The sequence below is a fragment of the Flavobacterium sp. SORGH_AS_0622 genome (assembly GCF_030818825.1).
GTDB lineage: Bacteria > Bacteroidota > Bacteroidia > Flavobacteriales > Flavobacteriaceae > Flavobacterium.
On the sequence record NZ_JAUTAX010000001.1, the window covers coordinates 2,208,797 to 2,221,233 of the forward strand.

Here is a 12,437-nt window from a genome sequence, read left to right on the forward strand (position 1 = left end):
AGTGAATATATGTGATCACTTTACTGTCTGATCATGTGAACTATATCTGTAGAACAATTGGACTTTAAACTAGTATAATCGTCATAACTATTTTTTGGATCATTTGTTCGTAATTAACCATTATAGTAAGAAGATTAATTTGAATTATAATTTTTCCTCAACAGCGATTTGGATTTGTTTAACAGCTCTCTTGCTAGAAATCTTCAATACTGAACAAATACACCATATGGCTAGAAGGGGGGATTAAAATAACTAAAGCTAATATATGGGACTTGATACGAAATCTTATTTACTGTGGTAAAATATTTGTTACGAAATATAAAGATCAAGAAAGCAGGTATGTTAAGAAACTGCATGAACCTCTTATTTTTGAGGAACTGTTTTAATGTCACGGATTTTTTAGTAACTAAAGATAAACACAGTATAGAAAAGCTTCTAAATATAGGGATTGATAATTTAATTAAAATGAACCAAGCATAGGTAGATATGGATTTGTCAGAGGCTCAGTCTAATTGATTTAGTTTATCCCGAAAATTTTACAATCCAAGAAAATAAAATACAAACCGCTAGAGTCAACTCAATTGTGGAGCCTATCTGTTTGATTAATAAGGATTTGGAAAATAAAAAAACGGGACAAAAGATGATGTTTATCTTTTGTCCCGAGTAGTGACGTCTAGTTTACAATTTACAAATCATTTTATGAACGATTTGAAGAAATTGGCTTATTTTTCGATTGATTTGTAAGATAATTATTTTGATTTTTTGTTTTGAAGCGGTTTGTATGTATCGTAGGGGTTTAATGTTAAAAATCGTTAAACTTATTTTTTTTGATTTGTTAAGTTTCAGTCGAAACTATCTAAGTGAAAACTTATTTATAATATTCTGCTTTGACTTAGTAAAATTAAATAATTATCATTAATCTATTCAAATCAAAATTTGATGATGATTTTAGATTTTTTATTTACGACTAAAGGTAAGCGTAGAGCAGGATTCGAACTTTAAGCCTGAAACCGCTGTATATGCCAATTTTATTTATGTCTTGAACCTCTGTGCACCGATACTGCACCCAAATTCAATTTTACTATTTCAATATTAAATCATTCACAAAAAATTAAATACTAACTAATTAACAGACAGTAATATCATTCTTCTTGTTTTACAAATATATTATAAATTTTTAAAATGTAGGGCTTTCGTAAATTTTCGCTTTTTTGTAGACTTTGAATACTTTCCTTTTACCCATCCGCGGATGATCTGCCATTCGAACGTGTATTCAAGAACTTTTTATTTTGCTGAGGTGCTGCTTTTTATAACTATAGTACGCCATAATTTTGCCACAAAACTATTAATGAATAATAAATTTATAACCTCTTAGTTTGTATTTATACGGCTGGCTTTATTTTTTTCATCTAAAAAGCCGGATTTCAAAATTGCTTCAATAAAATGATGGAGAATTTATGGCTTTTTAATGGAAACGAATAGGCCCAGTTCTTTCATATAACGCGCTGTTGTGCTGTTTGAAATATTTATACCGCGCCTGCGTAATTCTGTACCTATTCTCATATAACCGTAGCGCTTTTTCATTGCGAAAAAAACAGTTTTGATTTCCTTCATCAAGGCAAGCTTTTTTTTTTCGTATCGGAAACATATTTATTTTTCCATCTGCTGTAACATCTCTGATCAACGCTCAGAATCATGCAGATTTGTTTAGCAGAGCATATTTTTTCACAGCTTTCGATGTAAATATAAATACCGGGTCTTCCTTGGCACAGATAAGGAGCTGCATTTTTTATGATCAGTGAATGAAGTTCTGCTTTTGCAATTCTCTTTTCAAGTAAATATATTTTTTTTTGTCCAGGGCTGATCCGGAGATTTCCGAACCCTGGAAAACTTCCATCACCGTACTTTTCATAATCCTGGCGCCAGCGGTTCAACAGTGTTTTTGTTATTCCAAGTTCTCTCTCAACCGGCTCAATAGAATTTCGTTGAAAACTTAAAAGCACGGCTTTTACTTTAAAATCTCGGTCATATATTTTAACTTTTTTCTTCATTTATACCAACTATTGAATTTAAATTTTAAGAACTTAACTGAGATTAACTCTCTGCATTAAAGTCTTCGATTGTTTTGTACTGAAGTGAAGAATGAATTCTTTTTTTGTTGTACCAGTTTTCAATATAATCTATTACAGCCTCTTTTGTACGTTTTCTTGACAGGAGTTTATTTTGATAAACCAGTTCTCTTTTCAAGGTATTGAAAAAACTTTCTGCAGGAGCATTGTCAACAAAATTTTCTTTACGGCTCATACTCCTGATGATGCATTTATAAGAGTCCAATTTTTCGGTAAATGCTCTGCACGCATACTGTACGCCCCTGTCAGAATGAAACAGCAGACCCGCTTTAATATCTCTTGTTGCTACTGCCATTTCCCAGGCTGCAAGTGTAGTTCTGTGGGCAGTCATGGTACTATTGAGACTCCAGCCAATTATTTTTCTATCATATAAATCCATAATAATAGTAAGATATAGAAACCCTTTTGCAGTTTGTATGTACGTAATGTCTGAAACCCAAACCATGGAAGGTGCGTTTACTTTAAATCTTTGATTTAGAACATTATGTGAGGTATAAAAATTGTGCTTTGAATCTGTAGTTATTTTAAATTTTCGCTTTGCTTTTGGACGCAGACCCATCTGTGTCATGTATAGTCCAACTTGGGTACGAGATATTTTTGTGCCGCTTTTTGTAAGTTCTATGGCAATCCTGACACAGCCGTAACGTCTGCCAGAATCGAGAAAAGCGGCAGATATTTTTTGTTTTAATAAAATTATGCGCAGCTTGGTCTCTGAAAGCGGCTTTTTTTTCCAGAGACGGTAGCTGGATTCACTTATTCCTAACACCCTGCATAATTTGATGATGGTATATTTTTGTTCATTATTTTTTACAAATTCGAAAACAGCATTTTTCCCTTTTACAAGATAAGGCAGGCTGTTTTTTAAGATTTCTAGATTCAGTTCTGCCTCAAAACATTTATTTTCTAGCTGAAATATTTTTGCTTCATCCGCGTTTTTTCTAGGTATTCCGCTTCCGCAGAAACATCCAGGGCCATATTTATCGTAAATAACCCGCCATTGGGCTAAAAGTCCAGGTGCTAAATCATATTCTCTTTCTACTTCAGAAACATTACTTCTTTGATAACTTAAAACAACTATTTTTTCTTTGTAAACTGCTTCATAGAATCTGCGTTTTAATACCTCCGGTCTTATTTTCTTAGTAGGCATTTTAGGAGTTGCCAGTGCATATTTTATTTTGCCGTCCTCTTCAAAAGGTATTTCATTTAGTCTTTCAAATTCGATTCGCCATCTATATAATAAACAGGCTGTAATATTAAGTAATCTTGCAAGCTGGGATAGATTGGTCTGCTTATAACTTAATAAAACGGCCTTTTTTTTAAAATCTGGATCAAAATATCTGCGTTTTTTTTCCATAAGATTATGTTTTTGCGATAGCTTTCTTGTTCAAATAATTTAATCAAACGCTCTGTGTTACAAACCGGTTTTCGGGTTCTGCTCTAAATTTAAAATGAAAGGATATTATAAGTGTATGGTTATGCTGCTCATAGTGAAACCCTATGCAGTCTTTTCTTTTTAAATTCACTATACAAGCCAAGTTCTCTCATGTATCGCCCGACTGTGGAGACTGATATCTGATTTCCTGCATGAAGAAGTGCTGCTGCAATTCTATGTTTACCGTAACGTTCTTGTGAAGCATAAAAAATTATGGTTATCTTTTTCTGCATTGCAGTTTTTATTTTTTGCTGCTCGGAAATATAACTGCTTTTTGACTTTCTGTAGGTACATCTGTTAATATCGAGTACTCTGCTCATAAGTCTTATGGAATATTTACCCTCATTTGCTGCCATAAATCGAAAAATACCAGCTTTTCCCTGACTAATTGCTGTACCTGCAGCCCTTAAAATTTCAGTTTGTAATTCAGTTTGTTTTAGCTTATTTTCATGTAGTAAAGCTTTACGATCATCGTGCATAATTTTCGAGGACACGTTCTTTCGAAAACTTTCTTTTCCGTACAGCGCATATGCATTTCTCCATCTGCACAGTGCGCCATCATATAACCCGAGTTCTCGTTCCATTGCTGCTAAACTGCATCTTTGATAACTCAACAATACGATGTTTTCTTTAAAAACACGGTCATAAACTTTAAGGGTTCTTTTCATAGTTTTCATATTTTGTTAATAGGGCTCCCTGAATTAAACTGCTCAATACTCTGGTAATTTAATGTTGAGTGAATTCTAGACTTATTGTACCAGTTTTCTATGTAGTCCACTATTTCCTCTTCCATCTGTTTTTGATAAAGCAGCGTCTTTTTGCGATAAATCAACTCTTTTTTAAATGAGCTGAAAAAACTTTCGCAAACAGCATTGTCAAAGTGATCTCCCCTGCGGTTCATGCTTTTGATACATCCATAGGAATCAAGTTGGTCTGTAAATGCTTTGTTAGCATATTGAACTCCTCTGTCAGAATGAAATATTAATCCTTTATAGATTCCTCTCTTAGCTGCAGCCATTTTTAGGGCTGGTAAAGTAGTTGTATTGGTAAAAAGAGTGTTGCTTAAATTCCAGCCGATTATTTTACGGTCATATAAGTCCATTATAATGGTAAGGTATATAAAGCCTCTAAGGGTTTGTATGTATGTTATGTCTGAAGCCCAAACTTTAGATGGTGCAGTAACATGAAAATTTCGGTTAAGAATATTTGGGGAAGTATAATGATTATGTTTCGAATCTGTTGTAACTTTAAATTTTCTCTTTTTAATTTTTCGTAGTCCTAATTTTTTCATGTAGAGTGAGACATGACGCGCCGTTATTTTGTAGCCATTTGCATTGAGTTGTGCAGTAATTTTTCCACTGCCGCAGCGTTTTTTAAAATGGAAGAACATGAAAGTAATTTCTTTTTTTAACCAGAATATTTTTTTTTCATGGTCCGAAATCCCTCTCTTTTTCCAGTGAATGTAACGGCCTATTCCGATTTCTAAAACGCTGCACATTTTAGTGATTGAATAGGTTTGCTCGTTCTCAAGAAGAAAACCGTAAATAACCAATTTACCTTGATGGAGATAAGGAGATCCTTTTTTTAGAATTTCATATCTTATTTCAGATTCTTTGCATTTTTTTTCAAGCTCAAAGGATGTTCTCTTCTGCGGATGGACTCGCTCATAGCCTGACCCTAAGAAACTTCCCTCACCATATTTCTCGTATACCTGACGCCACATGGTCAATAGGTACGGAAGTATACCAAGTTCATCAGCATATTCTTTAAGAGTTCTTTTATGGTAACTGGTTTTAACCGCATTTATTTTAAAATCTCTGTCAAATTTTTTTCTCTTTTCATCCATTAATTCTCGAATTACTTTTTTTAAATCACTGAAAGTTAGTTTATTATATTTGTATTTATCTAAAAAAAACACATTATTAAAGGCGAATTTTGAATTTGTTTAAATAAAAATGTCTATACGGTTATTTTTTTAAGAGGTTTTGTCTAATTGTGAACACTAGAAATAGACAGATAGAATTTAAATATTAAGTATAAAAAGTAAATTGAAAATGTAGTATATCTACAGAAAATGCTTTTGTTGTTTTCTGGGAAAGTGAATTCTACTAAATAAGTTAATAAAATATTCGAAAATTTCACTCCCTTAGCTTGTAAAAATAAAATTTTCAAATACTGTTTTAAAACAGCAGAAAAGATCGATATTTCATTTTAAGATTAGTCTAATACAGTTTCGCATCTAATTTGACAGACCTTCATTTTACTGGAATTCTTGTTTTCGAAACTATCTTGTGCACAGATTTTTCCACTAAGTTAAGAAACGTGGAAAATGTTTGTAAAATTCGCATTAACTCTTTGTTTGAAAAAAATTCCAAGTGTGGCAAATTAGAAGACAGATCCACTTGAAATCATATTAGGTTTGTACCTAAAAACTACACACATTTTAATTACTTTTTTTTACAAAATCATAAGCTGGTTTTCTTAAAAAAAAAAATTAACCAATCGTAGTTCAATTCATGAATTATTTCGGTTAGAGAATTATAATTACCACTTTTTTAAAAGCTTGCCTGATAACAGCATTTTTGTGATAAAAACGGTATCAGCTGCACTATTTATAGCATCTTAATTAACTGCCGCTTAAATATAAGTATCCTGCGGTTTTATTTTGATTTCCACCAGATTCATATTCGATTATGTAAAAGTATGTTCCGTCTGGAAGCTTATTACTGCCGGCTGTAGTTACCCGCCCCTGCGAGTATCCGCTAAAATTATTACCGTTAGAGTCATAACTTTTAGTCTCGAAAACTTTTATGCCCCAACGGTTATAAATCGTTACACTATTGTTTGGGAAATTAGTGATGCCGTCAATTTTAAAGTAATCATTTTTATTATCACCGTTAGGGGAAACTGCCTTATGTATTATAAGATCGTCATCAACTGCATTCTGGATTAGGCTGGAAGCGTTTAGAGTTTCAATGCCTGGACTTTCTGCGGTGAGAGCAGACAATTCCGCTTTTGTAAGGTCTCGTTTGATTGCTGCATTATCTAGAGTGGTTAAAGTAGCAGCCTCTGCGGCTGCGATGCTGTTTTGGGAACTGGCGGAATATAAAACAGCAGATAAAAAAACTGTAGTGAGAAGTTTTGCTTTCATTTTTAGCATTTTTAAATTAATAAAATCCTTGGATAAAGGCAGATAATTAGTTTAACAGCTGGAAAAAATGGATTATGAAATGTTATATAGTGAATTAAATATTTTCTGTTTTAAATGAAAACCAAAGTATAATATTTATAAGTTAACTACTGCAAAGATTAAGTTGTTGTTGGTCAGGTGATTATGTTTTTGCTAATACAAATTTATAAAAAAAATATTACTGATTGTCAAAAATATACACTATATTATAACCATAGGTACTCCAATAAACTGGGCAGGTTTGGAAGCAATATATGGAATTGCATTATAGACTTATACCGCAAAGATGGGATTTGTGGTAAAAAAGGTAACACCTCCAATCAAACTTTCTGTATTTTAATGCCATAGTTTAAATTGGTATATAGATATATCATTTAAGAACTTTCTTTTCTAAATTAAAAAGAGAATGTAACATTCCATGCGGAAGATGAAACCTTGATATTTTATTCTATATTGCTATGCTTTTTTTTTAAGGTGGATTTTTAATAAATAAAAGCAAAAAGCGCTATAGCGCTTTTTGCTTTTATGGTTCATAATCAGGCTTGTTTTTAAGGTTGGAATTAGTCTTTTCTAAAGGCGCGCTGTGCTTCTTTTTCAAGATCGGTATATTGAATTTTTTCAACTGATACCCCAACACCTAGGATTGTACCTCCTTTGAATGTTCCAGGAGTTTTGTAAAGATGACTTACCGCATCTCCGCTGTCATATCCTACACACAAACCGTCTCCGGAGAGCGTAAATTTACCAGGCTGTGTCTTCATGGCACTCTGCGCTGTTACTTTATCGTTTATATATAATTTTGCAGATCCCATTTGCGCCCCGTATTCTCCGGTTTTTTCTCTTGTAAATTCCATTCCCACTGTATATTTACCAGGTTTCAGCTCTTCTGAAGAAACTAACTGTTGTTCCGTTATGCCAAGGAAGTTGTAGACATAGTATAATTTTTTGTTTTTGATAAAAAGGCTGTGTCCTCCAAACCTTGAACCGTGTGCAAAAATTACTCCTGCTGCATTTGGATCTTTGATCTCAATATCCGATATTATTTTATAAGACCTTCCGCGAATATTCACCGCTACGCCTTCAGGAACTGCAGAAGTGCCGGGATAATATAAATATCTTTCTCTAGGTGCTTCTTCAGAAGGCCGCTCTATACCAAGCTGCTGTACTGCGGTACGGTCGTCTAGGGGCAGAACAAGATTTTTATCCGCCTGCTCAAACCAATCGGCTATTAGTTCTTTTAGCTTATCAGGATTTTTATCAGCTAAATTTTCTGATTCAGAACGGTCTTTATCTGTATTGTACAACTCCCAGACATCCTTATCAAAGTGTCCCTTATCAGTTAACGGCGCATGCAGTGCTACAGCTTTCCATCCATCTTTCCAAATAGCGCGTGTAGCCAGCATAGAATAGTATTGGATGTGTTTCCGGGTAGGATCATCAGGTTTTGCTTCAAATGAATAACGCATTGAAACTCCTGAAAGAGGATACTGTCCAACGCCGCGGAAAGTTTTTGGCATTTCAACACCGCAGATGTCCAAGATTGTCGGTACTATATCTGTAGAATGATGGTATTGGCTGCGAACCTGCCCTTTGGTTTTAATGCCTTTAGGCCAAGAAATAACCAGTGGATCACAGGTTCCTCCAGCATATTCGCTGTATCTTTTAAACATTTTATAGGGTGTTGAAAAAGCAGCTGCCCAGCCTGTAGGGAAGTGCTCATAGGTATCGGGGCTTCCAAGCTTGTCAATATACTTGAGGTTTTCTTCCAAATTATCAGGATAGCCGTTAAAAAATTTGTTTTCATTTACGGATCCATTTGGAGAGCCCTCTCCTGATGCTCCATTGTCAGCTGCATATATAATTACGGTATTTTCCAATTGTCCACTTTTTTCCAAATAATCTACCACACGGCCGACCTGCGCATCTGTATATTCAGAGAAACCAGCATAAACTTCTGCCAGTTTTGAAAAAAGCTGTTTTTCTTGAGGTTTGAGCTCATTCCAAGGACGAACATAATCAGCAGGGTTGGCTATATTAGGGGGAAGGGGATTAAAATCAGTTAATTTTGTATTTTCCGGGATGATGCCTTTTGATACCATTCTAGGCAGTACCCACTTACGGTAAGCATCGTATCCGTCATCAAATTTTCCTTTGTATTTTGCAATGTATTCTTTAGGAGCTTGATGAGGGGCATGGTTAGCGCCTGGACAGTACCACAGAAACCAAGGTTTAGACGGATTAGATGCTTTCTGATCGCGAATGAATTCAATGGACTTGTCTGCTAAATCTTTCGAAAGATGATAGCCTTCTTCAGGAGAATACGGGGCATCAATAAAATGGTTGTCTTCGGTTAAATCAGGATACCATTGATTGGTTTCTCCTCCCAAAAATCCATAATAACGGTCAAAGCCCATTTGCAGCGGCCATTGCACACGGCTGGCCCCTGAAGAAACATCCTGCTCAGGAACATTGTGGTTTTTTCCGATCCAAAAAGTACTCCATCCATTTTCCTGTAAAATCTGCCCTATCGTAGCACACTGCGCAGGTATACGGCTGTTGGCTCCTGGAAATCCGTTGGCACCTTCTGTAATTGCGGCATTTCCAGTAAGATGATGGTTGCGGCCTGTTAGAAGCGTAGCTCGTGTGGGGGAACAAAGTGCTGTTGTGTGCCATTGTGAATACATAAGACCATTGTCAGCTAATTTCTGGAGTGTAGGCATATTTACGGCTCCTCCAAAAGGAGACCATGTTGCTATCCCAGTATCGTCAAATAAAATAAAAAGGATGTTTGGAGCTCCCTCAGGTGCTTTTTTTAGAACATATGGAGTCCAGTCTGCTTTTGAATCTCGGACATCGAGTTTTATAACTCCTTTAAAATTCTCTTTTCTAACTTCTCTTGGATCGGCCTGTGCGGCTGTCTTATTAGAAATTAGGAGAAAAACAGGCACAAAGAGAAACATAACATTTTTGTAAAGAGTACTTTTAATTGCTTTCATAGTAAAATTTGTATTGGTTATTAATCTTATTGAACAACTTTTAGAAATAATTAACGCAGCTGCGGAAATTATGAGCCAGTCATAAGACCGTTAGAGGTACACGGCCACAGAAGAAAAAGGTCTGCCTTAACTTCTAAAAATAATAGAACTAAACAGTAAATCGATTATGATTGAATAGATAAACTCTCAATATAAATATGATACAAACTCAGATTAATGGTTTGTTCAATACAAAAAGGCGGATTAAAGATTGTAAATTTAATATAAATAATTGAAATACAATTACTTATGATATTTTTTGTTTGTTTAGCTGTGTAGGATACCAATAGACTGTAAGATTGTATGGGCTTCTGCTGTTAGATTTACACTTACCAGCGGCTGAATAGCCACTTAGTTTTAAGTGAACATACTATTTTTTGACAAAATGTTTTAAAGATTCCTTCGCTGGTGAGGGGAAGTGGGAAAGAAAGTAATTTTTGTGAAGGAGTTAATGAGTAAAAAATTGAAATGTACACCATTATAAAATGAATTTTTATTTTCTGCATTTTTTCATAAATAGATTATAGGCAGGCTGTGTTTTAAAGCTGTCCAAATAGGAATTCCAGTTTCCAGCAGTAGGATTCTGATATAATAGAAAAGTTTTAATCTAGGTTTTTAATTTAAATTGATGAATTCTGGCTGTTATGGGAATATTTTCGGGATCACGTGCAAAAGATGTTTTTTTATTTTGTATCTTTAATATCTGTTTCATGAAGAGCCGATTGTACTTATCATAAGTCATCGGCTCTTTTTTTTTTCCCTAAATTGCGGGTTATTTATGAAAAAAGATAGCATGAAATCAGTTTTCTGCTGCCGGGTTTTTTGGAACAGGATTTTACCCGGTATGACTTCAATAGGGTTGATTTAGCACATTACAGTTTTACTGTTGCGGCTGTTTTTTTTTCTTTTCACTGACGTGTTAGAGCGCTCTCATACATGTTTTTTATCTGTAGCTTTTCCACGTTCTTTAGAAAAATCCGCTTAGCTTTTTGCAGTAAAAAAAGTATCGGCTCCAAATCAAATGTGCCCTTAAATGTTGAATTATAATATCCAAACAGGCTTATCTTTTTTGTCATTTTGGAAACAGTATTATAGACAGTGAGAATATTGCAGTTATTATTTATTTATTTATTTATTTATTTATTTATTTTATTTATTTATTTTATTTTATTTATTTTTACGAAATAGTCCGCTGTGTAAGGTTTCGCTGATTTCTGTTAATGCAGGCTTTGTGGTATAATTATTCAGAAAAGTTTCCGGTTTCTCTGTGTAAAGTTCGAATTAACAACAACCATCCAAGAAAGATTTTAACATCACTTAGCTGGGACCATATTAGGAGATTTATCCCAAATATAATTTTAATAGCTGTAGAACAATATTTGGTGAATTAGGTAAAATATTAATTAATACAAAATTTAGAAATGTATGCAGAAATCAAAGATTCATTTAGTATCACTTCTTATCTTTATTATACTATGTCAGCCTGTTTTTAGTCAATATATTCCGTACTGTGAGAAAGGTAAATGGGGATTTGCAGATATTGATGGTAAAATAATCATACCATGTATATATGATGCTGTGGACTTTTACTCTGATGATAACCTTGCAAAAGCAAAAAAAACAGAAAAGATAGGATATATTAACAGGGAAGGAGTGACAGTAATTCCATTTCAATATGACCAATGCACCCGAATTTATGAAGTTTATCATGGCCAGCACTCAGTAGGGATTAAAAACAATCCTGATATACATTTAAATAAAGATTTTGATTTCCAGGACATTCCTAATAATAGATTTATTGTCACCAAAAACAAAAAAATCGGTGTGATGCGTCTTATGGATGGAAAACCTAAGGTATTAATTCCCCTGACCTATTCCAGGATTCAATTTGATCCTTCAAATAAAACATTTCACTGCGATTACAATGGCAGCACGGTATATTTTAGTGCAAATGGAAAAAAGCTTACAGAACAAGAAGTTAATAACATTGAGAAAATTCAGTATTCAGGGGTTATCATGGGAGAAATGGAAAGCCCAAAAATTATTAAAAGCAAAGGTAAAATGGGGGTTATTCTGAAAAATACTTCGCGGATGCAGGTCGCCTTTGATACATTAGTTCCTGCAATTTATGATGACATCATTACTGAAAAATATGACAATAACTATGCTCCGGGCAACGATGTTTTTGGTGTAAGGATTGGCAGAAAGTGGGGGATAGCCGGCAGTAAAAATATTGTTCTTCTGCCAGTTGACTTTGATGAGATCAATTTTGATCTGAGTAAAGACTCAAGGCACTGGGCAGCTTATCAGCGTATTTTTGTAGTTAAGAAAAACAATCGATGGGGAATTATTGGAAAGAAGAATGACAGCAGCATAGATCTCAACGTACTTCTTCCTTTTGAATTCGACAAAATTAATAAAATGTATTACTCTTATCTTGTGGTTGAGAAGGAGAATAGATCTCAGGTATTCAATATGGAGACTTACAATTTAATCAGTGGGAAAAGTTATTCATCAATCAAGCCATATGAATATGAATCAGTTAATGATTTCCAGATCTTTGAAGTGACTAATAAATTAGAGCAGACTGTATATGTTGGAAAAAATGGTGTGGAATTTTTTACAGATTAGTGAGAAATTATTAGTTTCAG

9 protein-coding genes are annotated in these 12,437 nt (G+C 34.1%); 2 read left to right on the top strand and 7 right to left on the bottom strand.

The window, feature by feature from the left end; translation table 11 throughout:
- Window positions 1-224: 224 nt before the first annotated feature.
- Entirely contained in the window at window positions 225-386 is a 162-nt protein-coding gene (locus QE431_RS22515; RefSeq protein ID WP_373428953.1) for a recombinase family protein, read from the top strand.
- 1,069 nt (window positions 387-1,455) lie between these two features.
- Here the strand turns inward: QE431_RS22515 and QE431_RS09590 are convergent.
- The 7 genes from QE431_RS09590 to QE431_RS09620 form a co-directional block, all read right to left on the bottom strand.
- Entirely contained in the window at window positions 1,456-1,614 is a 159-nt protein-coding gene (locus QE431_RS09590) for an IS3 family transposase (protein WP_307295258.1), read from the bottom strand.
- The gene (locus QE431_RS09595; protein WP_307295260.1) at window positions 1,614-2,051 is read right to left on the bottom strand and encodes a hypothetical protein; all 438 of its coding nucleotides are present in this window, start codon (window positions 2,049-2,051) and stop codon (window positions 1,614-1,616) included. Before QE431_RS09595 ends, QE431_RS09590 begins: the two co-directional genes overlap by 1 nt.
- A gap of 43 nt (window positions 2,052-2,094) precedes the next feature.
- The gene (locus QE431_RS09600; protein WP_307295262.1) at window positions 2,095-3,483 is read right to left on the bottom strand and encodes an IS3 family transposase; all 1,389 of its coding nucleotides are present in this window, start codon (window positions 3,481-3,483) and stop codon (window positions 2,095-2,097) included.
- 128 nt (window positions 3,484-3,611) lie between these two features.
- Complete coding sequence (locus QE431_RS09605; protein ID WP_307295264.1) at window positions 3,612-4,229, bottom strand: IS3 family transposase; 618 nt, start codon at window positions 4,227-4,229, stop codon at window positions 3,612-3,614.
- 5 nt (window positions 4,230-4,234) lie between these two features.
- On the bottom strand, window positions 4,235-5,407 hold the full coding sequence (locus QE431_RS09610) for an IS3 family transposase (protein ID WP_307295265.1): 1,173 nt from the start codon (window positions 5,405-5,407) through the stop codon (window positions 4,235-4,237).
- Window positions 5,408-6,187: 780 nt separating this feature from the next.
- The gene (locus tag QE431_RS09615) at window positions 6,188-6,721 is read right to left on the bottom strand and encodes a gliding motility-associated C-terminal domain-containing protein (protein WP_307295267.1); all 534 of its coding nucleotides are present in this window, start codon (window positions 6,719-6,721) and stop codon (window positions 6,188-6,190) included.
- A 590-nt stretch (window positions 6,722-7,311) separates the two neighbouring features.
- Window positions 7,312-9,747, bottom strand: a complete 2,436-nt coding sequence (locus QE431_RS09620; protein ID WP_307295269.1) for an arylsulfatase — start codon at window positions 9,745-9,747, stop codon at window positions 7,312-7,314.
- 1,464 nt (window positions 9,748-11,211) lie between these two features.
- Here QE431_RS09620 and QE431_RS09625 point away from each other — a divergent pair.
- A complete protein-coding gene (locus tag QE431_RS09625) occupies window positions 11,212-12,417 on the top strand; it encodes a WG repeat-containing protein (protein WP_307295271.1) in 1,206 nt (401 codons plus the stop codon).
- Window positions 12,418-12,437: the final 20 nt, after the last annotated feature.

Excerpts from the sequence above, each read along its gene's own strand:
- QE431_RS09625 (WP_307295271.1), top strand. The coding sequence starts at position 11,212 with ATGCAGAAATCAAAGATTCATTTAGTATCACTTCTTATCTTTATTATA.
- QE431_RS09595 (WP_307295260.1), bottom strand. The coding sequence starts at position 2,051 with ATGAAGAAAAAAGTTAAAATATATGACCGAGATTTTAAAGTAAAAGCC.
- QE431_RS09600 (WP_307295262.1), bottom strand. The coding sequence starts at position 3,483 with ATGGAAAAAAAACGCAGATATTTTGATCCAGATTTTAAAAAAAAGGCC.
- QE431_RS09615 (WP_307295267.1), bottom strand. The coding sequence starts at position 6,721 with ATGCTAAAAATGAAAGCAAAACTTCTCACTACAGTTTTTTTATCTGCT.
- QE431_RS09590 (WP_307295258.1), bottom strand. The coding sequence starts at position 1,614 with ATGAAGGAAATCAAAACTGTTTTTTTCGCAATGAAAAAGCGCTACGGT.
- QE431_RS09605 (WP_307295264.1), bottom strand. The coding sequence starts at position 4,229 with ATGAAAAGAACCCTTAAAGTTTATGACCGTGTTTTTAAAGAAAACATC.
- QE431_RS09610 (WP_307295265.1), bottom strand. The coding sequence starts at position 5,407 with ATGGATGAAAAGAGAAAAAAATTTGACAGAGATTTTAAAATAAATGCG.
- QE431_RS09620 (WP_307295269.1), bottom strand. The coding sequence starts at position 9,747 with ATGAAAGCAATTAAAAGTACTCTTTACAAAAATGTTATGTTTCTCTTT.